Here is a 20000-nt window from a genome sequence, read left to right as displayed (position 1 = left end):
GTACGCGCCATGGCGCGTTGGAGTTCCATCCCCTCTGCGCGTGCCGAGGAGCGCAGTGCATCCGGCCCGCACGCCTGCCGAAGGACAGGCGTGCTTCGTGGTCTAGCTCGCCGCAGCTGTTTGAGCGCAGCGCCCGAAGGGCGCGTAGCGAGTTCTGCGGCGGGGCCGGTTGCGCGAGCACCGCAGGTTGCCCGGAGCGAAGCGGAGGGACACGCGCAGTGGGGTCGCCTTTCTTTGGTTACTTTCTTTGGCGAGACAAAGAAAGTAACTCGCCCGCCGGGGCGAATTCCCGGCTCCTGCGCCACCCAACCAGCAAGGCCAAAACAAGAGCGCCCCCCAAAGACCATGCAAATAAAAGCCACCCCTTTCCCCTTCAACCTGGAGCCAGCCCGCACAGCACTCGTCATCATCGACATGCAGCGTGACTTCATCGAACCCGGCGGCTTCGGTGAAACCCTGGGCAACGATGTCTCCCTGTTGCAGGCCATCATTCCCGCGACCCAAAAAGTCCTCCACGCCTGGCGACGACAAGGCGGCCTGGTGATCCACACCCGTGAATCCCATCGCCCCGACCTGGCCGACTGCCCCCCCGCCAAGCGCAACCGAGGCACCCCCGCCTTGCGCATCGGCGACCAGGGCCCCATGGGCCGCATCCTCATCGCCGGCGAACCGGGCAACCAGATCATCGAAGCCCTCGCGCCCATCGAAGGCGAGGTCGTGATCGACAAGCCCGGCAAGGGCGCCTTCTACGCCACCGCCCTGCACGGCGAGCTGCAGCGTCGAGCCATCCGCAGCCTGGTTTTCATGGGTGTCACCACCGAGGTCTGTGTCCAGACCAGCATGCGCGAGGCGAACGACCGCGGCTACGACTGCCTGCTGCTGGAGGACTGCACCGAAAGCTACTTCCCCGGCTTCAAGTCCGCCGCCCTGGAGATGATCCGCGCCCAGGGCGCGATCGTTGGCTGGACCGCACCGAGCGCGATCCTGCTCGCCGCGATGGAGGGCTAACATCTTCCCCGTGCCCCACACCGTCAAGACCCGCCCTGCCGCCGAGGACGCCGCCTTCCGCACCCGCGCGGACGAGGTCTATGCCCAGCTCAAGCGCGACGTGGCCGAGTTCAGCCTGGTGCCGGGCGACCGTTTCACCGAAGGCGAGATCAGCGAGCGCCTGGGCGTCTCGCGCACGCCGGTGCGCCAGGCCTTGTTCAGGCTGCAGCAGGAGGGCTATGTCGAGGTGCTGTTCCGAAGCGGCTGGCGCGTGCTGCCTTTCGACTTCGACCAGTTCGAGCAGCTCTACGACCTGCGCATGGTGCTGGAGACCACCGCGGTACACCGCCTCTGCGAGAACGATCGCCGCATCGACCGCCACCTGCTCGACAGCCTGGCCGACACGTGGCTGGTGCCCGTGGCGCAGCGCAGCGCCGACGGCGTGCAGGTCGCGCAGTGGGACGAGGCCTTCCACTGCGCGCTGGTCGCCGCGGCCGGCAATGCCGAGATGGCGCGCGTGCACCGCGACGTGACCGACCGCATCCGCATCATCCGCCGGCTCGACTTCACGCAGCAGCCGCGCATCGACGCCACTTACGACGAGCACGCCAAGATCCTGAAGGCCGTGCGCGCCAACCGCGGCGAGCAGGCCGCGATGCTGCTGCGCGCGCACATCGAGACCAGCCAGTCGGAGGTGCGCAAGATCACGCTGCACCAGGTGCACATGGCCAGAACCGCCAGCCGGCGGTAGAGACTTGATTCCAGGGATACCGCGGAAACCGGCCTGGCCGGGTCGTTGGTATCGCTGCCGGTGAGGGGCTTGGAGGAGCGGACGCGAAGCGCGCGGAGCCTGGGGCGAGAGCCTTATTCCGCCGTGATCCTGCCGCGTTGCACGACGCCGGCCCAGCGCTGCGCATCCTTGGCGATCAGGTCCTTGAACTCGCCCGGCGCCGAGCTCGCCGGCACCATGCCTTGCGCCTCGAAGGCCGTCGCCACCTCGGGCTGCCGCAGGATGGCGCCGATCTCCTTGTTGAGCCGTGCCACTACCGGCGCCGGCGTTCCCTTGGGCGCCAGCACCCCGTACCACATATCGACATTGCCGGCCTGGATGCCGGCCTCGGCCAGCGTGGGCACGTCCGGCAACTGGGGCAGGCGCTTGTCGCTCCCGGTGGCGATGGCGCGCAGCTTGCCTGCCTGGATGTGCTGAAGCGCCACGTGCACGGGCAGGAACATGTAGTCGATGCGTCCGCCCAGCAGGTCGGTCACGGCACCGGCGGTGCCCTTGTAGGGCACGTGCAGCAGCTCGGTGCCGGTGCTCTGCATCAAGAGTGCCATCGACAGGTGGTGCGGCGTGCCCACGCCCGGCGTGGCGTAGGTGAGTTTGCCCGGGCTGGACTTGGCCGCCGCGACGACCTGCGCGACGGTCGTGGCCTTCTGCACGTTCGGATTGGTCACCAGCAGCAAAGTGCCCCACGAGGTGAGCGATACGGGCGTGAAGTCGTTGACCGGGTCGTAGGCCAGCGACTTGTAGAGGCTCTTGTTCATCACCAGCGTGTTCACCTGCACCAGCAGCGTGTAGCCGTCGGGCTTGGCGCGCGCCACCTTCTCGCTGCCGATGTTGCCGCTGGCGCCGGCCACGTTGTCCACCACCACGGGTTGCCCCAGCACGGCCGGAAGGCGCGCAGAAAGCTGGCGCGCGATCAGGTCGATGCCGGTGCCGGGCGTGTAGGGCACGACCAGGGTGATGGGCTGCTCGGGCCAGGCCTGGGCAGCCGCGGCGCCGGCGGCCAGCAGCAGGGTGGCGAGGATCTTCTTCAGGGAACGCATGTCGTGGTCTCCTTCTTGTGGGTCTCGTGGGTCTCGTGGGTCTCGTGCGGCTTCAGAGGTAGGAAGGCCGGGCCTTCAGGCCGGCCGGGTCGTAGCCGGCCACGCGCTTGTAGTGGTCGGAGATGGCCTGCAGCTCCGCGGTGCTGACGATGTCTTCCAGCCGGTCGAAGCGCCGGCCGCCGGAGCGCTCGAACACCTCGCGCAGGATGGTGTCGGGTGGATTGCTGCGGTTGGTGAGCACCACGTCGGTGGTGGCCTTCACGCGCACGCCGTCGTAGTCCTCCAGCGCGGCGGTGCCCACGCCGAGCCGGCGCAGCGCGCCCGCGAGATGGCGGGCGTCGATGATGGCCTGGCCCGCCCCGTTGGAGCCGCGCGGCACCATCGGATGCGCGGCATCGCCCAGCAGCGTGAGGCGGCCGTGCGTCCACTTGGGCAGCGGGTCCTGGTCCACCATCGGGTACTCCAGGATGGCATCGGAAGCGCGGATCAGCGCCGGCACGTCGAGCCAGTCGAAATGCCAGTCCTCGAAGGCGGGCAGGAAGTCTTCCAGGCGGCCTGGGCGGCTCCAGTCCTGCATCGCGGGCTGAGGTGCGTGGATCTCGGCCACCCAGTTGATCAACTGGTTTCCTTGGGCGTCGATGTTGTCGCGGATGGGGTAGATCACCATCTTGCCCTGGTCCAGCCAGCCCGCGCGCACCATGCTCGCGCCGGAGAGAAAGGGCTTGTGCTTCGCCGTGCCGCGCCACATGTTGACGCCGGAGTAGCGAGGCGCGCCCTCGTTCGGGTAGAGCTGCCGGCGCAGCACGGAATGGATGCCATCGCAGCCCACCGCGAGCGCGGCGCGCACCGGCGGCAGGGCGGCGCCGTCGGGCGCGTTGAAGCGGGCGCTGACGCCGTGCGCGTCCTGCTGCACGCCCGCGCAGCGGTGGCCGCAGACCACGGCATCCGCGCCGAGCCGATCGCGCACCGCCCTCAGCAGGACCGTGTGCAGGTCGCCGCGGTGAATCGAATACTGGGGCCAGTCGTAGCCCGCCGCGGTACCCGCAGCCTCGCGGAACACCAGTTGGCCGTGGGCATTGAAGAACACCGCCTCCCGGGTGCGCACACCGACGGCATCGAGGGCCGGCAGCAAACCCAGTTCGGCCAGCTCGCGTACCGCATGCGGCAGCAAGTTGATGCCGACGCCCAGCGGCTTGAGCTCGGTCACGGCTTCGTACACGCGGCAGGAAATGCCTGCCTGGTGCAGGCTGAGGGCCAGGGTCAGGCCGCCGATGCCGGCGCCCAGGATGATCACTTCGGCGGAAGGCTCGCTCATGTCTCGTCGTCTCTCGATGGGGGCCTCGATTACAGCGGCGATGCAGTCATATTGGAAATTTAGATGTCGTATGGATTTATCATGAATGCACATGAATCTGTCCATGCGCCAGATGCGCGCCTTTCTCCATGTGGCGCGCATCGGCAACTTCACCCGCGCCGCCGAACAGGCCCACATGACGCAGGCCGGCCTCAGCACCCTGGTGCGCGAGATGGAGCGCCAGCTGGGCACGCGCCTGTTCGACCGCACCACGCGCATGGTGGTGCTGACGGCCGCCGGCCGGCGCCTGCTGCCGGTGGTCGAGCGGGTGCTGGGCGAGCTGGACGATGTGACCGGCCGTCTCAGCGCCGAGGGCGAAGAGGCCCGCCAGACATTGCGCATCGCGGCCACGCCGCTGGTCTCTTCCCATCTGTTGCCGCAGGTCTTCGCCGGCTTCCGGCAGAGCCATCCGCGCATCCAGCTGCGGCTGTTCGATGCGGATCTGCGCGAGGTGGAGACGCTGGTGGCGGCAGGCGAGGCCGACATGGGCCTGGGCTTCTTCTTCAAGGCCGCGCCCGGGCTGGAGCGCGTGGCGGTCGGTCACTTCCAGTTGATGCGCGTGATGCCAGCCGCCACGGGCGCGCCGGGCGTCGGCAGCGCGCCGTGGGCTGCGTTGCGTGGGACTTCTTTGCTGGGCTTGCCGCCCGGCAACCCGATCCAGAAGTTGATCGACCGGCACCTCGCGGCCATCGGCCAGGCCGATCCGGCCCGCCCGGCCTTCAACCTCTTCAACACCCTGATCGCGATGGTCGAGGCCGGCTTCGGCAGCGCGGTGATGCCGACCTTCGCGCTGGCCGCCTGCCGGCGGCACGCGGTGCGCGCGGATCTGCTGGTGAAGCCGAAGGTGGGCGTGGACTTCTATCGCATCACCCGGCGCGGAGTGCACGAGACCGAGGCGATGCAGGCGTTCTGCGCGACATTGGCCAAGGCGCTGCCGGCGTTGTCGCGCTGAGCTTCAGAGGATGAGCTCGTAGTCCACGGTGATCGGCGCGTGGTCGCTGAACTTGATGGTCTTGAAGATCTGCTCGTTGCGTGCCAGCCGGGCGATGGCCGGCGTGGCGAGGTGGTAGTCCAGCCGCCAGCCCACGTTCTTCGCATAGGCCTGCCCGCGATTGCTCCACCAGGTATAGGCCTCGTCGGTGGTGTCGGGCTTGAGCAGGCGGTAGACGTCGATCAGGCCGGCGCCCTCGGCGCCTTCGTCCAGCAGCCGGGTCATCCAGGCGCGCTCCTCGGGCAGGAAGCCGCTGTTCTTCTGGTTGCCGCGCCAGTTCTTGAGGTCGATCTCCTTGTGGGCGATGTTGATGTCGCCGCACAGCACGAATTCGCGCTCCCGCTTGAGCGCCACCAGGTGCGGAAAGAAGCCCTTGAGAAAACGGAACTTCGCCGCCTGCCGCTCCTCGCCCGAGGAGCCGCTGGGAAAGTAGCAGCTGATGACGGAGAACTTGCGCTTGTTCGTGTCGAAGCGCAGTTCCAGGTAGCGGCCTTCGGCATCGAACTCCTTGTCGCCCCAGCCGATCACCACGTCGGTCGGCGCGTGCCTGGTATAGATGGCGGTGCCGGCGTAGCCCTTCTTCTCGGCGAAGTGGAAGTGGCCCTTCAGGCCGGCCATGGCCTCGAAGCGCCCCTCGATGTCGCTGGCCTGGACGCGGATTTCCTGCATGCAAATACAATCCGGCGCCAGCTCCGCCACCCAGTCGGCGACACCCTTGGTCGCCGCCGAGCGCAGGCCGTTGAGGTTGAGGCTGGTGAGTTTGAACACGAGGACGTTCCCGATGGCAGAAGTGGTGGCAAAGACAGCAGAAGAGGGCGCGCTGGCGCAGGCCTTCGTGCAATTCGCGATCGAGTCCGGCGTGCTGCGCTTCGGCCAGTTCAAGACCAAGGCCGGGCGCATGAGCCCCTATTTCTTCAACGCGGGCCTGTTCGACGACGGCGCCAAGCTCGCGCGGCTGGCGGCATTCTATGCAGACCGCCTCATCGCCAGCGGCCTGGAATTCGACATGATCTTCGGGCCCGCCTACAAGGGAATTCCTCTGGGCGCCACGGTGGCCGCCGAGCTGGCGCGGCGCGGTCGCAACGTGCCCTTCGCCTACAACCGCAAGGAAGCCAAGGACCACGGCGAGGGCGGCACCCTCGTCGGCGCGCCGCTGAAGGGCCGGGTGCTGATCGTCGACGACGTGATGTCGGCCGGCACCGCGGTGCGCGAGTCCATCGCCGCCATCCGCAACGCAGGCGCCACGCCTTATGCGGTGGCGATCGCGCTGGACCGGCAGGAGAAGGCGACCGAGAACGGCGTCGACGTGGACCACAGTGCTGTGCAATATGTCAGACAACAGCTCGGTATGAAGGTGGTGGCGATCGCAACCCTTGACGACTTGTTACAGTACCTCTCGGGCCGCGCGGACGACGCGTTGAGCGCCCACCGGCAGGGCGTGCTGGATTACCGGGCACGCTACGGCGCCGGCTGAACTTCATCCGAAGGGATCGGCATTGGCCCATACGCAGCTGCAGCACCAACGCATCGGAAGCCTGGCTGTCCTGCTGCTGGCCGCAGCGGGCGCGACGCAAGCCCAGACGCAGGCACAAGCGCAGGCCGCCCAGCCGGGCGTTCGCCCAGGCATCTATACCTGTGTCGATGCCCGCGGACGCACCCTCACGGCCGATCGGCCGATCGCCGACTGCGCCGACCGCGAACAGCGCGAACTCAGCCCCAGCGGCTCCACGCGGCGCAAGCTCGAACCGACGTACACCGCGCGTGAGCAGGCCGAGCGCGAGGACCGCGAGCGCCAGGCCCAGCTGCAGGCGCAGCGCGTGCTGGAGGAGCGCCGTCGGGAGCGGGCGCTGCTGATCCGCTACCCCAACGCCACCGCGCACGATCGCGAGCGCGCCGACGCGCTGGTCCAGATCGATGCCGTGATCCAGGCCGCCCGCAAGCGCCTCGGCGAACTGGCCGAGGAGCGCCGCAAGATCGACGACGAGCTGGAGTTCTACGCCAAGGACGTCAGCAAGGCGCCCGCTTCCCTGCGCCGCAGGGTGGACGACAACACCAAGAGTGCGGCGGTGCAGAACCGATTCATCGCCGACCAGGAAGACGAGAAGAAGCGCGTGAATGCGCGCTTCGACGAGGAGCGGGCCCGCCTGGGGCCGCTGTGGGCCGGCAACGCGCCGGCCACCACGTCGCGCTGAGTGGGCGCGGCGGGTTGGGGCTAGCCCAGCTTCGCTTTCAGCAACGCGTTCACCTGCGCCGGGTTGGCCTTGCCCTGGCTGGCCTTCATGACCTGGCCGACCAGTGCGTTGAAGGCCTTGTCCTTGCCGGCGCGGTATTCGTCGATGTTCTTCTGGTTGGCCGCCAGGACTGTGTCGACGATCTTCTCCAGCGCGCCGGTGTCGCTCATCTGCTTCAATCCCTTGGCTTCGATGAGCTGATCGGCGTCCTGGCCTTCGCCGGTCCAGAGCGCCTCGAAGACTTGCCGCGCGGCGTTGTTGGAGATGGTGCCGTCGCCGATCCGACGGATCAGCGCCGCGAGTTGGGGGGCCGAGACCGGCGCCTGGTCGATGTCGATGTCCTGCTGGTTCAGGCGGCGCGCGATCTCGCCGGTGATCCAGTTGCTGGCCAACTTCGGCGCGGCGCCGGCGCTCACCGCCTCGTCGAAGTAGCGCGCCAGCGCCGGGCTCTGGGTGAGTTGGGCGGCGTCGTAGGCCGAGAGCCCGTGCTCGCGGCCATAGCGTTCGGCCATGGCGCGCGGCAGCTCGGGCATGGCGGCGCGCACCCGCTCGATCCATTCGGGCGCGATCGCCAGGGGCGGCAGGTCGGGATCGGGGAAGTAGCGGTAGTCGGCCGCATCCTCCTTGGTGCGCATGGCGCGGGTCTCGCCGGTTTCAGGGTCGAACAGCACCGTGGCCTGCTGGATCGCGCGGCCGTCCTCCAGCTCGCCGATCTGCCAGCGGATCTCGTAGTCGATCGCCTGCTGCATGAACTTGAAGCTGTTGAGGTTCTTGATCTCGCGCCGCGTGCCCAGCGGCTGGCCGGGCCGTCGCACCGAAACGTTGGCGTCGCAGCGGAAGCTGCCTTCCTGCATGTTGCCGTCGCAGATGCCGATCCAGGTGACGATCTTGTGCAGCTCGCGCGCGTAAGCCACAGCCTCGGCGGTGGAGCGCATGTCCGGCTCGGTCACGATCTCCAAGAGGGGCGTGCCGGCGCGGTTCAGGTCGATGCCCGACTGGCCGACGAAGTCCTCGTGCAGCGACTTGCCGGCGTCTTCCTCGAGGTGGGCGCGCACCAGGCGCACGGTCTTCTGTTCGTCGCCGAGGAAGAAGCTGACCGAGCCGCCTTGCACCACCGGGATCTCGTACTGGCTGATCTGGTAGCCCTTGGGCAGGTCGGGGTAGAAGTAGTTCTTGCGTGCGAACACGCTGCGCGGGGCGATGTGCGAGCCCAGCGCCAGGCCCAGCTTGATGGCGCGCTCGACCGCGCCCTTGTTCATCACCGGCAGGGTGCCGGGCAGCGCCAGGTCCACGGCGCACGCCTGGGTGTTGGGCTCGGCGCCGAAGGCGGTGGAGGCGCGGCTGAAGATCTTGCTCGCGGTGGAGAGCTGGGCATGGGTCTCGAAGCCGATGATGACTTCGTAGCCCTGGACCAGCGGGCCGGTGGGGCGGCCTTCCTGCATTTGTTCGAAGCTGCTGCTCATCTCAATATCCGTTGGGCGTGCGCAGGTGCCAGTGGGTGGCTTGCTGGAAGCGGTGGGCCGCGTTCAGCAGCTTCGCCTCGCTGAAATAGTTGCCGATCAGCTGCAGGCCGACGGGCATGCCGCCGTCGAAGCCAGCGGGCAGGCTCATGCCGGGCAGGCCGGCCAGGGAGCCCGGCAGGGTGAAGATGTCGGCCAGGTAGTCGGCCACCGGGTCGTCGCCGTGTTCGCCAAGCTTCCAGGCGACGGTGGGGACGGCGGGCCCGGCGATCAGGTCGCACTGCGCGAAGGCCTGCTGGAAGTCGGCGGCGATCATGCGCCGCACCTTCTGCGCCTGCAGGTAGTAGGCGTCGTAGTAGCCGTGCGAGAGCACGTAGGTGCCGATCATGATGCGGCGCTTAACTTCGTCGCCGAAGCCTTCTTCGCGGGTCTTGGCGTACATGTCGGCGAGATCGCGGTAGTTTTTCGCGCGATGGCCGAACTTGACGCCATCGAAGCGGCTCAGGTTGGAGCTGGCCTCGGCCGCGGCGATGATGTAGTAGACCGGGATCGAGAGTTCGGTGCGCGGCAGCGTGATCTCCACGCGCTTCGCGCCCAGCTTCTCGTACTCGGCCAGGGCGGCCTCGATGGCCGTACGCACTCCGGGGGCGACCCCCTCGCCGACGAACTCGCGCGGCACGCCGATGCACAGGCCTTCGAGCGAAGCGCCCAGCGTGCGCGAGAAGTCCTCGGCCGGGCGGTCCAACGAGGTCGAATCGCGCTCGGGGTCGGGGCCGCACAGCGCCGACAGCATCAGCGCGCAGTCCTCGGCGGAGCGGGCGAAGGGGCCGGCCTGGTCCAGGCTGGAGGCGAAGGCCACCATGCCGTAGCGCGAGGCGCGGCCGTAGGTGGGCTTGATGCCGGTCACGCCGCAGAAGGAGGCGGGCTGGCGGATCGAGCCGCCCGTGTCGGTCCCGGTGGCGGCCGGCACCAGCCGCGCGGCCACGGCGACGGCGCTGCCGCCGGAGGAGCCGCCGGGGACGCGTTCGCGGTCCCAGGGGTTGCGCACCGGCACCGCGCGGTCGAAGCCGACCGCGGGCACGGCCACGTTCTCGTTGGAGGAGCCCATCGCGAATTCGTCGCAGCTGAGCTTGCCCAGCGTCACGGCGCCGGCCTCGGCCAGCTTGCGGACGACGGTGGCGTCGAAGGGCGAACGGTAGCCGGCCAGGATGCGGGAGCCGGCGGTGGTGGGCAGGGCGGCAGTGACGAAGATGTCCTTGTGGGCGATCGGTACGCCGGCCAGGGCGGGCGCGTTGCCGGTGGCCAGCTGGGCGTCGGCAGCGCGGGCCTGGGCCAGGGCGGCGTCTTCGTCCACGGCCAGGAAGACACCGAGATCCTGATGTTTCTCGATGCGGGCCAGCTGGTGTTGCACGGCTTCGACGGCCGACACCTTGCGCTCGCGCAGCGCCTGGGCCAGTGCGGCCACGCCAAGGGTGTGCAGTTCGCCGCTCATTCGATCACCTTCGGCACCAGGAACAGGCCGTTCTCGACCGCGGGCGCGCTGCGCTGGTTGAGCTCGCGCCGGTTCGGCTCGCTGGCCACGTCTTCGGCCAGGCGGAGGGTGACGTCCTCGAAGGCGGCGACCGGATGCGCGAGCGGTTCGACGCCGGTGGTGTCGACCGCTCGCATGCGCTCGACCAACTCGAAGAAGCCGTTGATCTGGCCGAGCATGCGCTCGCTCTCGTCGGGCGCGAGCTCGAGCCGGGCGAGCGAGGCGATGCGCGCGATATCTGTGGAGGTGAGGGACATCGGAACTGCGGGAAAAAACTGAGTTGCGCGCGCCTGCCAAAAGGCGCACTTTGCCCCGGCGAGGGGGTGCACGGGAGGCAGGATGCGCAGGGGATTCGGGTATTATCCCGCCTTTGCCGCAACCCCCGCGAACGCGCCGGCATTTGCCGCAAAACGCCCATCCATCCCGTCTAAAAACGACCACCATGAGCGACGACCTGCCGAAGCGCAGGCCGTGCTCCAGAGGATTCCAGAATGTTCGGAGCTTTCCGTCGGTATTTTTCGACCGACCTCGCGATCGACCTCGGCACCGCCAATACCCTCATCTTTGCTCGCAACAAGGGCATCGTGCTCGACGAGCCCTCGGTCGTTGCAATCCGCCACGAAGGCGGCCCGCACGGCAAGAAGGTCATCCAGGCCGTGGGCCGCGAAGCCAAGGCCATGCTCGGCAAGGTGCCCGGCAACATCGAGGCGATCCGCCCCATGAAGGACGGCGTGATCGCCGATTTCGTGATCACCGAGCAGATGATCAAGCAGTTCATCAAGATGGTGCACCCGCGCTCGCTGCTCACGCCCAGCCCGCGCATCATCATCTGCGTGCCCTGCGGCTCGACCCAGGTCGAGCGCCGCGCCATCAAGGACGCGGCCGAGGCGGCCGGCGCGACCTCCGTCTACCTGATCGAGGAGCCCATGGCGGCCGCCATCGGCGCCGGCCTGCCGGTGTCGGAAGCCAGCGGCTCGATGGTGGTGGACATCGGCGGCGGCACCACCGAAGTGGGCGTCATCTCCCTGGGCGGCATGGTCTACAAGGGCAGCGTGCGGGTCGGCGGCGATCGCTTCGACGAGGCGATCATCAACTACATCCGCCGCAACTACGGCATGCTGATCGGCGAGCCGACAGCCGAAGTCATCAAGAAGAGCATCGGCTCGGCCTTTCCCGGCTCCGAAGTCAAGGAGATGGAGGTCAAGGGCCGCAACCTCAGCGAGGGCGTGCCGCGCAGCTTCACCATCAGCAGCAACGAAGTGCTGGAGGCGCTGACCGACCCGCTCAACAACATCGTGTCGGCCGTCAAGAATGCGCTGGAGCAGACCCCGCCCGAACTGGGCGCCGACATCGCCGAGCGCGGCATGATGCTGACCGGGGGCGGCGCCCTGCTGCGCGACCTGGACCGCCTGCTGGCGGAAGAGACCGGCCTGCCGGTGCTGGTAGCGGAAGACCCGCTGACCTGCGTGGTGCGTGGCTGCGGCATCGCGCTGGAGCGCATGGACCGCCTGGGCAGCATCTTCACCAGCGAGTGAGGGCTCCTTTGCATATCCGGCCGGCCCGTGTCAGCATCGGCCGGCCTTTTCACATCTAGTGTGCTGTCCCACAAACAACTGCGCATGAAACCGCGTCTTTCGCCCCATGGCGGCGTTGCAGATCCTCGCGATACCTTCGGGTATCGCTGCGGTCTGCGCCTTGCCCTGGGCCGAAATCCATCGGTTTCGTTTTGCGCAGCCATTTGCGGGCCAGCACACTAGCTCGAACACGCGCCGCTCACACCATGCCCCTGGGCACGCTGGACCGTACCGCGCCGCCCCTGTTCAACCAGGGACCGTCGGCGCTCAGCAAGCTGATCTTCTTCAGCGCGCTGGCGCTGTTCCTGATGGTGGCGGACGCCCGTTTCAACATCGTGCAGCCGCTGCGCGCCGGCATCGCGGCGGTGCTCTACCCCGTCCAGTGGCTGGCGCTCAAGCCGGTGCAACTGGCCGTGGGCGGCGGGCGCTACCTGGAAGACCTGCAGACCGCGCAGGCCCGTGAGGCGCGGGCGCGCAAGGCGCTGGCCCTGCAGTCCGAGCGTGCCAGCCAGGCCGACACGCTGGCGCAGGACAACGCGCGCCTGCGCGCGCTCCTGGAGCTGCGCCAGACCACCCAGACGCCCGGCCGCGCGGCAGAGGTGCTGTATGACGCGGCCGACCCCTACACCCGCAAGCTGGTGATCGACCAGGGGCTCACCAACGGCATCGCGCCCGGCTCGCCGGTGATCGACGAGGGCGGTGTGGTGGGCCAGGTGACGCAGGTCCAGCCCTTCACCAGCGAGATCACGCTGGTGATCGACCGCGACCTCTCGATCCCGGTGCAGAACGTGCGCACCGGTGCCCGCAGCGTGGCCTTCGGCGATGCCAGCGCGCACGGCGGCGGGCTGGAGCTGCGCTTCACCGCCGCCAATGCGGACGTGCAAGAGGGCGACCTGCTCACCACCAGCGGCGTCGACGGCGTCTATCCGCCCGGACTTCCGGTGGCCAAGATCGACCGAATCGAAAGGCGTGCCGATTCCGCCTTCGCCCGCATCCATTGCCTGCCGATGGCCCACGTGACGGCCGCGCGCTACGTGCTGGTGCTGGCGCCGGTCGGTGTCCAGGCGCCGAAGCCCGCGCCGGGTGCGGCCGCCGACGCTGCGCCGGCGAAGAAGAAGGACAAGGGCGACAAGGGCGACAAGGGCAGGGCAGAGAAGCCGGCCAAGGCCGAAGCCAGGAAGGAAGGGCGCACCCCATGATCATGCGTCCGGGCCACCAGCAGCTGCTGCTGCCCGTCAACCCCTTTTTCCTGTGGGCGAGCCTGATCGTCGCGCTGCTGCTGAACATGGTGCCGCTGGGCCGGGCCGCCTGGCTGCCCGACCTGCTGGCGCTGGCGATCGTGTTCTGGAGCGTGCATCAGCCCGCGCGTATCGGCATCGGCGCGGCCTTCGTGTTCGGCCTGCTGATGGACGTGCACCAGACGGCGCTGCTGGGCCAGCATGCGCTGTCCTACACCACGCTGGGTTTCTTCGCGATCATGGTCCACCGGCGTCTGCTGTGGTATCCGCTCGTTTCGCAGGCCTTGCAGGTGTTGCCGCTGTTCGCGATCTCGCACGTGATCGAAGTGGCGATCCGGCTCGTGGGCGGCGGCATCTTCCCAGGCTGGCAATTCCTCATCGCGCCGGTCATCGAGGCCACGCTCTGGCCGCTGGCCAGCCTGCTCCTGCTGGCGCCGCAACGGCGCGCACCCGAACCCGATGCCAACCGCCCGCTGTAACAACCTTTGTTGTGGTTTTTTCGGCTTGTCCGGCCGTATCGGGCGGCGTAGGCTTGCGCGCGCCTCATGACCGAACTGCGCAACATCGCCGCCGACCTCGCCCGCTTCAGGCGCCGCGTGTTCGTGATCGGCCTGGTGGTCCTGGTGGCGTTCGGCCTGTTGTGCGCGCGGCTCTTCTTTCTTCAGGTGGTGCGGCACGACGACCTGGCAGAGCAGGCCGAGAGCAATCGCACGGCGGTGGTGCCGGTGGTGCCCAATCGCGGGCTGATCCTCGACCGCAACGGCATCGTGCTGGCCTCCAACTACTCGGCCTACACGCTCGAGATCACTCCCTCCAAGGTCGGGAGCCTGGAGGACACCATCGACAGTCTGAACGGGGTGGTGGAGATCACGCCGCGGGACCGCCGCCGCTTCAAGCGGCTGCGCGAGGACTCGCGCAGCTTCGACTCCATCCCGATCCGTACCCGCCTGAGCGACGAGGAGGTCGCCCGCTTCGCGGCCCAGCGCTATCGCTTTCCCGGCGTGGAGATCAAGGCGCGCCTGTTCCGCAACTATCCCAACGGCGAACTTGCCGCGCACGTGCTGGGCTACATCGGCCGCATCAACCAGCGCGAGAAGGCCGCGATGGAGGACTGGAGCGAGGAAGACCAGGCCAACTACAAGGGCACCGACTACATCGGCAAGCTGGGCATCGAGCAAAGCTACGAGAAAACGCTGCACGGGCTGACCGGCGTCGATCAGATGGAAACCTCCGCCGGCGGCCGCGCCGTGCGCCGCCTCGGAAGCCATCCGGCGACGCCCGGCAACACGGTCATGCTGTCGCTGGACATCAAGCTGCAGAAGCTGGTGGAGGACATGTTCGGCGAGCGCCGCGGCGCGCTGGTGGCCATCGATCCCACGTCCGGCGAGATCCTGGCCTTCGTCTCCAAGCCCACCTTCGACCCGAACCTGTTCGTCGAGGGGATCGACAGCGAGAGCTGGCAGGCGCTCAACGAATCCATCGACAAGCCGTTGCTGAACCGTGCGCTGCGCGGCACCTACCCGCCCGGCTCCACCTACAAGCCCTTCATGGCGCTGGCCGCGCTGCAGCTGGGCAAGCGGGCGCCCAGCATGGTCGTCAGCGACCCGGGCTACTACACCTTCGGCGGCCACACCTTCCGCAGCCACGAGGGCGGCTTGGGCGGCGTTGACATGCACCGCGCCATCCAGATGTCCAGCAACACCTACTTCTACTCGCTGGCGGTGGAGATGGGGGTGGACGCGATCCACGATTTCATGAAGCCGCTGAGCTTCGGCCAGCTCACCGGCATCGACCTGAACGGCGAGGTGCGCGGCGTGCTGCCCAGCATGGCCTGGAAGCGCGACACCTACAAGCGCGCCGAGATGAAGAAGTGGTACCCCGGCGAGACCGTGTCGCTGGGCATCGGCCAGGGCTACAACAACTTCACCATGCTCCAGCTGGCGGTGGCCGAGGCGACGCTGGCCAACGGTGGCATCAAGTACCGGCCGCATCTGGTCAAGGCGATCAAGGACACCGTCACCGGCCAGGTGACCGAGGTCGAGCAGCCGCCGGGCGAGAACCTGGGCTATCAGCCCAAGCACGTGGACCTGGTGCGCAATGCGCTGGTGGCGGTGAACAAGGGCGGCACCGGCACCCGGGTGTTCGCCGGGGCCCCCTACACCTCGGCCGGCAAGACCGGCACCGCCCAGGCCGTGGCCTGGGGCGCGGGGAAGTACAACGCGAAGGCGCTGGAAGAGCACCAGCGCGACCATTCGCTGTTCGCGGCCTTCGCGCCTGCCGAGGCGCCGAAGATCGCAGTGGCCGTGATCGTCGAGAACGCGGGCTTCGGCGCAGCGGCCGCGGCGCCGATCGTGCGCCGCGTATTCGACTACTGGCTGGCGAACCAGTACCCGAACGAGCAGGACCTGGCAGCCGTCCAGATCGGCAAGGCCGGCGCGCCGGTGGGCAAGCCACGCGTGGCCAGCGAACTGGGCTGGCCTGTCGCCAACAGCGCCGCCACCGCGCCCTGAGCGCGCATTCCACCACGCCCTCGCCGGGGCATGCCTGAAAGTGGGGCGGCCCAAAAAAAAAAGGCGCCGACCAGCGGCGCCTGTTCATGGAAAACGGCATCTCGTATGGATGCCTCGAATCTTTTCTGTTCTAGTTCTTCGACATGTCTCCTCGGTCCCCCGCGCAGCGGGCAGGCCCGTTTGCGAGTGGCGAGACTTTAGGCGGACGCACCGCGCCAGTGCATCGGGGATTACCCGCCACTCTGCAACAGACAGAAACAAGTCGGCGAAAAGCGAGACCGATTCACGCCCCCGCGGACTCGCGAATCCAGCCGGCGGCCTTCTCCGCCATCATCAAGGTCGGGCTGTTGGTATTCCCGCTGGTGATGGTCGGCATGGCGCCGGCATCCACCACGCGCAGGCCGGCGATGCCGCGCACCCGCAGACGTGAATCGAGCACCGCCCCCCGGTCGCCCTCCGGCCCCATCCGGGTGGTGCCCACCGGGTGGAAGATGGTGGTGGCGATGTCGCCGGCCAGGCGCGCCAGCTCGTCGTCGCTCTGGTATTGCGAGCCTGGCTTCCATTCCTCGGGCGAGTATTTCGCGAGCGCGGGCTGCGCCGCGATGCGGCGCGTCACTCGCAGCGAGTCGGCGGCCACCTTGCGGTCTTCCTCGGTGCTCAGGTAGCAGGGCGCGATCGCCGGCGCTTCCGTGAAGCGGTGGCTCTTGATGTGCACCGTGCCGCGGCTGGTCGGGTTCAGGTTGCACACGCTGGCAGTGAAGGCCGGAAAGCTGTGCAGCGGCTCGCCGAAGGCGTCGAGCGACAGCGGCTGCACGTGGTATTCGAGGTTGGGCCAGGCATGCTCGGGCGAGCTGCGCGTGAAGGCGCCAAGTTGCGAGGGCGCCATGCTCATCGGTCCGCTGCGCCTGAACAGGTATTCCAGGCCGATCCGCGCCTTGCCGAAAGAAGAGGCGGCCAGCACGTTGAGCGTGGGCGCGTCCTTGATCTTGAACACCGCGCGGATCTGCAGGTGGTCTTGCAGGTTGGCGCCCACTCCTGGCGCATCCAGCACCACGTCGATGCTGTGGCGACGCAGCAGCTCGGCGGGGCCGATGCCCGACAGCTGCAGGATCTGCGGCGAGCCGATGCTGCCCGCGCACAGGATCACCTCGCGCGTCGCGTGCGCGACCACCATCTCGTGACCGTCCCACACCTGCACGCCGTTGCAGCGGTGCCGGCCATCCGGTGCGGTGTCGAGCAGCAGGCGGGAGACCTGCGCGCTGGTCCAGAGTTCGAAGTTGGGCCGGCCGTAGCAGGTGGGCCGCAGAAAGGCCTTGGCCGTGTTCCAGCGCCAGCCGTTCTTCTGGTTGACCTGGAAATAGCCCACGCCCTCGTTGCTGCCGCGGTTGAAGTCGCTCGAGTGCGGGACGCCTGCCTGCTGCGCGGCCTGCGCGAAGGCGTCGAGGATGTCCCACCGCAAGCGCTGCTTCTCCACCCGCCATTCGCCGCCGGCGCCGTGCAGCTCGTCGGCGCCGAGGTAGTAGTCCTCGTGCTGCTTGAAGGCGGGCAGCACGTTCTCCCAGCGCCAGGTGTCGTCGCCGGTAAACGCGGCCCACTGGTCGTAGTCGCGGGACTGGCCGCGCATGTAGATCATGCCGTTGATGGAGGAGCAGCCGCCCAGCGTCTTGCCGCGCGGGTAGCGAAGCGTGCGGCCGTTGAGGCCGGCATCGGGCTCGGTCGTGTAGAGCCAGTCGGTGCGCGGGTTGCCGATGCAGTAGAGGTAGCCGACCGGGATGTGGATCCAGTGGTAGTCGTCCTTGCGGCCGGCCTCGATCAGCAGCACGCGGCGATTCCGGTCGGCGCTCAGGCGGTTGGCCATCAGCGCGCCGGCTGTGCCGGCGCCGACGATGATGTAGTCGAAGGTGGTGTCGCTCATGGTTGTTTGCTGCCTCCAACGCCTGCCTTGGGCTCATGGCACAGGGCAAGAATCTCGAAGCGTTGCTCAGCGGGACTCTCACGGTACAGCGCTACGTCGCCGGTGCGGCCGCGGGAGATCACCGTCCCCCTGGCCGCACGCGGTCGGCCGCCGATGGCGGGATGGCGCTTCAGGACGAGGACGGCATCGAAGATCAGCTCCGTTGTCACCATGGTAAGGCCATGGGAGCCCTTCCCCTCCGTGATGCAGCGCGGTCGCCTACGCGCGCCCGGGTCGATCCGGTCTTGGACTGCGGGGCGCCGCGGTTAGGATGTCGCGATCTCCGCCCTGCAGCCGCACCCACCCTCCATGCCCTTCGACCCCCAGCCGCCCGCTGACGCGCAAGACGCCGGCAGCGTGCGTCCTCGCGTCGAGCAGCGCGACGAGGCGGGCGGCCGCTGGGTGGTCGCCCAGGGGTGCTGGACTGCAATGGCCATGTCCTCCAGCCGGACCTGGAATGCGCTCGAGGAAAGCCTGCGCGGCGTGCCGCCGCGGGACGACCGCGCCTGGGACCTGCGTCCCATCGACCAGCTCGATCACATCGGCGCCCAACTGCTGTGGAACCACTGGCAGCGCGCCTGGCCCGCGCGGCTCGAGATGGAGCCGCGACACAAGGCCGTGCTGGACCAGGTGGCGCAATACACCTGCAGCGCGCCGGCCGAGCCCGGCAAGACGCTGGCCGAGCACCTGCGTGGCTTCGCCCACTACGGCCCGCGCATCATGTTCGTCGCCAGGGACTTCCTGCGCCTGATCGGGCAGCTCACCCTGGATGTCGGCAAGCTGCTGCGCGCGCCTCACCGGGCGCCCTGGCGCGACTTCTCGGGGCACCTCTACCATTTCGGCGCCACCTCGCTGCCGATCACGGCGCTGGTGGGCCTCCTGATCGGCGTGGTGCTGGCCTATCTGACGTCGCAGCAGTTGCGCCAGTACGGCGGGGAGGCCTTCATCGTCAACATCCTCGGCCTGTCGCTGATCCGCGAGCTGGGCCCGGTGCTGGCGGCGGTGCTGATCGCGGGCCGCTCGGGCTCGGCGATCACGGCGCAGATCGGCGTGATGCGCGTGACCGAGGAGCTCGACGCCATGCGCGTGATGGGCATCCCGCACGGGTTCCGCCTGGTCATGCCGCGCGTGTTGGCGCTGGCCATCGCGATGCCCTTGATCAGCATGTGGACCTCGATGGCGGCCCTGCTGGGCGGCATGATCGCGGCCGACCTCACGCTGGACATCGGTCCGGCCTATTTCATGACCGCGCTGCCACGCGCGGTGCCGCTGACCAACCTCTGGCTCGCGATGGGCAAGTCGGCCGTCTTCGGCGTGCTGATCGCGCTGATCGCCTGCTACTACGGACTGAAGGTGAAGCCGAACACCGAGAGCCTGGGGCGCGGTACCACCTCGTCCGTGGTTGCCTCGATCACGATGGTGATCCTGGTCGACGCCCTGTTCGCGGTCCTGTTCAAAGGCGTGGGGTTCAGGGCATGAACGGCAATTCCAACTGCGGCAGCGGCACGGGCGAGACGGTGGTCGAGATCCGCAATCTCTGGACCGTGTTCAAGTCCCCCGAGGGGGAACAGGTGGTGCACCGCGACCTGGACCTGTCGATCTACCGGGGTGAGGTGCTCTCGCTGGTGGGCGGCTCGGGCACCGGCAAGACGGTGCTGTTGCGGCAGATTCTCGGCCTGGAGCATCCCGCCAAGGGACAGGTCAAGGTGCTGGGCCATCCGCCCGGCCGGATGACGGCCACCAGCGCGGCCGAGGTCGGCATGCTGTTCCAGCACGGCGCGCTGTTCTCCGCCTTCAGCGTGCTGGACAACATCGCCTTCCCGCTGCGCGAGCTCAAGCTGCTGCCCGAGGACCTGATCCGCGACGCTGCCCTGGTGAAGCTGCAGATGGTCGGTCTGGAACCGCGACAGGCCACCAAGAGCCCGGCCGACCTCTCCGGCGGCATGATCAAGCGGGTGGCCCTGGCACGCGCGCTCATCATGGACCCGCCGCTGCTGCTGCTCGACGAGCCCACCGCCGGCCTGGACCCGGAGGCCGCCGACGACTTCTGTGACCTGCTGCGCAGCCTGCACCGCGAGCTGGGGCTCACGGTGGTGATGGTCACGCACGACCTCGACACGCTGTTCGACCTGAGCACGCGCATCGCCGTGCTGGCCGACCAGCGCGTGATCGTCGCCGGCACGGCGCGCGACGTGATCGCCTATCCGCATCCCTTCATCCACGAATACTTCCTCGGCGGCCGCGGCCAGCGCGCCATGGAGGCCCTGCACGAAGGCGCGCCCTCGGCGCTCGTTGCCGGGCGTCCGGGCGCGGGCGCGGTCCCTTCCACTGAAAGGTAGCTGC

18 protein-coding genes are annotated in these 20000 nt (G+C 68.4%); 11 read left to right on the top strand and 7 right to left on the bottom strand.

All coding sequences use genetic code 11. The annotated features are described in order from the left end of the window. Nucleotides 1-345 precede the first annotated feature (345 nt). Nucleotides 346-1008, top strand: coding sequence for a cysteine hydrolase family protein (locus ABEA07_RS15940; protein ID WP_345539034.1), 663 nt, complete (start codon nucleotides 346-348; stop codon nucleotides 1006-1008). Nucleotides 1009-1018: 10 nt separating this feature from the next. Continuing rightward, nucleotides 1019-1738: a GntR family transcriptional regulator gene (locus ABEA07_RS15935; protein WP_345539032.1), complete on the top strand. Its 720-nt coding sequence runs from the start codon at nucleotides 1019-1021 to the stop codon at nucleotides 1736-1738. A gap of 113 nt (nucleotides 1739-1851) precedes the next feature. On the opposite strand, the gene ABEA07_RS15930 is transcribed toward ABEA07_RS15935, so the two are convergent. Together ABEA07_RS15930 and ABEA07_RS15925 are read right to left on the bottom strand one after the other, a co-directional pair. Further along, the gene (locus ABEA07_RS15930) at nucleotides 1852-2814 is read right to left on the bottom strand and encodes a tripartite tricarboxylate transporter substrate binding protein (RefSeq protein WP_345539031.1); all 963 of its coding nucleotides are present in this window, start codon (nucleotides 2812-2814) and stop codon (nucleotides 1852-1854) included. Nucleotides 2815-2866: 52 nt separating this feature from the next. Further along, on the bottom strand, nucleotides 2867-4129 hold the full coding sequence (locus tag ABEA07_RS15925; protein WP_345539030.1) for a flavin-dependent oxidoreductase: 1263 nt from the start codon (nucleotides 4127-4129) through the stop codon (nucleotides 2867-2869). A gap of 91 nt (nucleotides 4130-4220) precedes the next feature. On the opposite strand from ABEA07_RS15925, the gene ABEA07_RS15920 reads away from it, so the two are divergent. Then, complete coding sequence (locus tag ABEA07_RS15920; RefSeq protein WP_345539029.1) at nucleotides 4221-5120, top strand: LysR family transcriptional regulator; 900 nt, start codon at nucleotides 4221-4223, stop codon at nucleotides 5118-5120. Nucleotides 5121-5123: 3 nt separating this feature from the next. Here ABEA07_RS15920 and ABEA07_RS15915 read toward each other — a convergent pair whose 3' ends face one another. Then, on the bottom strand, nucleotides 5124-5927 hold the full coding sequence (locus ABEA07_RS15915; protein ID WP_345539028.1) for an exodeoxyribonuclease III: 804 nt from the start codon (nucleotides 5925-5927) through the stop codon (nucleotides 5124-5126). Between the two features lie 13 nt (nucleotides 5928-5940). Between ABEA07_RS15915 and pyrE the strand changes: the two genes are divergently transcribed. Continuing rightward, nucleotides 5941-6633, top strand: a complete 693-nt coding sequence (pyrE, locus tag ABEA07_RS15910) for an orotate phosphoribosyltransferase (protein ID WP_345539026.1) — start codon at nucleotides 5941-5943, stop codon at nucleotides 6631-6633. 22 nt (nucleotides 6634-6655) lie between these two features. After that, nucleotides 6656-7351 (top strand): DUF4124 domain-containing protein, encoded by a 696-nt coding sequence (locus tag ABEA07_RS15905; RefSeq protein ID WP_345539025.1) that lies wholly within the window; start codon nucleotides 6656-6658, stop codon nucleotides 7349-7351. Between the two features lie 20 nt (nucleotides 7352-7371). Here the strand turns inward: ABEA07_RS15905 and gatB are convergent, their stop codons facing one another. Genes gatB through gatC form a run of 3 tightly spaced genes read right to left on the bottom strand, consistent with a single transcriptional unit; the run spans nucleotide 7372 to nucleotide 10638 of the window. Continuing rightward, entirely contained in the window at nucleotides 7372-8853 is a 1482-nt protein-coding gene (gene gatB, locus ABEA07_RS15900; protein WP_345539023.1) for an Asp-tRNA(Asn)/Glu-tRNA(Gln) amidotransferase subunit GatB, read from the bottom strand. 1 nt (nucleotide 8854) lies between these two features. Then, entirely contained in the window at nucleotides 8855-10342 is a 1488-nt protein-coding gene (gene gatA, locus ABEA07_RS15895; protein ID WP_345539021.1) for an Asp-tRNA(Asn)/Glu-tRNA(Gln) amidotransferase subunit GatA, read from the bottom strand. Continuing rightward, the gene (gatC, locus tag ABEA07_RS15890) at nucleotides 10339-10638 is read right to left on the bottom strand and encodes an Asp-tRNA(Asn)/Glu-tRNA(Gln) amidotransferase subunit GatC (protein WP_345539020.1); all 300 of its coding nucleotides are present in this window, start codon (nucleotides 10636-10638) and stop codon (nucleotides 10339-10341) included. Before gatC ends, gatA begins: the two co-directional genes overlap by 4 nt. Nucleotides 10639-10872: 234 nt before the next feature. On the opposite strand from gatC, the gene ABEA07_RS15885 reads away from it, so the two are divergent. The 4 genes from ABEA07_RS15885 (at nucleotide 10873) to mrdA (ending at nucleotide 15703) form a co-directional block, all read left to right on the top strand. Further along, nucleotides 10873-11916 carry a rod shape-determining protein gene (locus ABEA07_RS15885; protein WP_028249609.1) on the top strand — a complete coding sequence of 348 codons (1044 nt, stop codon included), beginning with the start codon at nucleotides 10873-10875 and terminating at the stop codon, nucleotides 11914-11916. Between the two features lie 245 nt (nucleotides 11917-12161). Beyond that, nucleotides 12162-13154: a rod shape-determining protein MreC gene (mreC, locus tag ABEA07_RS15880; protein ID WP_345539017.1), complete on the top strand. Its 993-nt coding sequence runs from the start codon at nucleotides 12162-12164 to the stop codon at nucleotides 13152-13154. Continuing rightward, nucleotides 13151-13672, top strand: coding sequence for a rod shape-determining protein MreD (gene mreD / locus ABEA07_RS15875; RefSeq protein ID WP_345539015.1), 522 nt, complete (start codon nucleotides 13151-13153; stop codon nucleotides 13670-13672). The genes mreC and mreD overlap by 4 nt, the downstream gene beginning before the upstream one ends. Nucleotides 13673-13738: 66 nt before the next feature. After that, nucleotides 13739-15703: a penicillin-binding protein 2 gene (gene mrdA / locus ABEA07_RS15870; RefSeq protein WP_345539014.1), complete on the top strand. Its 1965-nt coding sequence runs from the start codon at nucleotides 13739-13741 to the stop codon at nucleotides 15701-15703. Between the two features lie 283 nt (nucleotides 15704-15986). Here the strand turns inward: mrdA and ABEA07_RS15865 are convergent, their stop codons facing one another. Continuing rightward, the gene (locus ABEA07_RS15865; RefSeq protein WP_345539013.1) at nucleotides 15987-17618 is read right to left on the bottom strand and encodes a GMC family oxidoreductase; all 1632 of its coding nucleotides are present in this window, start codon (nucleotides 17616-17618) and stop codon (nucleotides 15987-15989) included. A gap of 348 nt (nucleotides 17619-17966) precedes the next feature. Between ABEA07_RS15865 and ABEA07_RS15860 the strand changes: the two genes are divergently transcribed. Together ABEA07_RS15860 and ABEA07_RS15855 are read left to right on the top strand one after the other, a co-directional pair. Further along, the gene (locus ABEA07_RS15860) at nucleotides 17967-19136 is read left to right on the top strand and encodes an MlaE family ABC transporter permease (protein ID WP_345539012.1); all 1170 of its coding nucleotides are present in this window, start codon (nucleotides 17967-17969) and stop codon (nucleotides 19134-19136) included. Continuing rightward, a complete protein-coding gene (locus ABEA07_RS15855; protein ID WP_345539010.1) occupies nucleotides 19133-19996 on the top strand; it encodes an ABC transporter ATP-binding protein in 864 nt (287 codons plus the stop codon). The genes ABEA07_RS15860 and ABEA07_RS15855 overlap by 4 nt, the downstream gene beginning before the upstream one ends. Nucleotides 19997-20000 lie beyond the last annotated feature (4 nt).

This window comes from Variovorax defluvii, from assembly GCF_039541515.1.
Taxonomy (GTDB): Bacteria; Pseudomonadota; Gammaproteobacteria; order Burkholderiales; family Burkholderiaceae_C; genus Variovorax; species Variovorax defluvii.
This window is presented reverse-complemented; position numbering and strand designations above follow the sequence as displayed.

Excerpts from the sequence above, each read along its gene's own strand:
- gatB (WP_345539023.1), bottom strand. The coding sequence starts at position 8,853 with ATGAGCAGCAGCTTCGAACAAATGCAGGAAGGCCGCCCCACCGGCCCG.
- ABEA07_RS15865 (WP_345539013.1), bottom strand. The coding sequence starts at position 17,618 with ATGAGCGACACCACCTTCGACTACATCATCGTCGGCGCCGGCACAGCC.
- ABEA07_RS15920 (WP_345539029.1), top strand. The coding sequence starts at position 4,221 with ATGAATCTGTCCATGCGCCAGATGCGCGCCTTTCTCCATGTGGCGCGC.
- ABEA07_RS15930 (WP_345539031.1), bottom strand. The coding sequence starts at position 2,814 with ATGCGTTCCCTGAAGAAGATCCTCGCCACCCTGCTGCTGGCCGCCGGC.
- ABEA07_RS15855 (WP_345539010.1), top strand. The coding sequence starts at position 19,133 with ATGAACGGCAATTCCAACTGCGGCAGCGGCACGGGCGAGACGGTGGTC.
- ABEA07_RS15925 (WP_345539030.1), bottom strand. The coding sequence starts at position 4,129 with ATGAGCGAGCCTTCCGCCGAAGTGATCATCCTGGGCGCCGGCATCGGC.
- mrdA (WP_345539014.1), top strand. The coding sequence starts at position 13,739 with ATGACCGAACTGCGCAACATCGCCGCCGACCTCGCCCGCTTCAGGCGC.
- ABEA07_RS15885 (WP_028249609.1), top strand. The coding sequence starts at position 10,873 with ATGTTCGGAGCTTTCCGTCGGTATTTTTCGACCGACCTCGCGATCGAC.
- ABEA07_RS15860 (WP_345539012.1), top strand. The coding sequence starts at position 17,967 with ATGCCCTTCGACCCCCAGCCGCCCGCTGACGCGCAAGACGCCGGCAGC.
- mreD (WP_345539015.1), top strand. The coding sequence starts at position 13,151 with ATGATCATGCGTCCGGGCCACCAGCAGCTGCTGCTGCCCGTCAACCCC.
- ABEA07_RS15940 (WP_345539034.1), top strand. The coding sequence starts at position 346 with ATGCAAATAAAAGCCACCCCTTTCCCCTTCAACCTGGAGCCAGCCCGC.
- mreC (WP_345539017.1), top strand. The coding sequence starts at position 12,162 with ATGCCCCTGGGCACGCTGGACCGTACCGCGCCGCCCCTGTTCAACCAG.
- gatA (WP_345539021.1), bottom strand. The coding sequence starts at position 10,342 with ATGAGCGGCGAACTGCACACCCTTGGCGTGGCCGCACTGGCCCAGGCG.
- gatC (WP_345539020.1), bottom strand. The coding sequence starts at position 10,638 with ATGTCCCTCACCTCCACAGATATCGCGCGCATCGCCTCGCTCGCCCGG.
- pyrE (WP_345539026.1), top strand. The coding sequence starts at position 5,941 with ATGGCAGAAGTGGTGGCAAAGACAGCAGAAGAGGGCGCGCTGGCGCAG.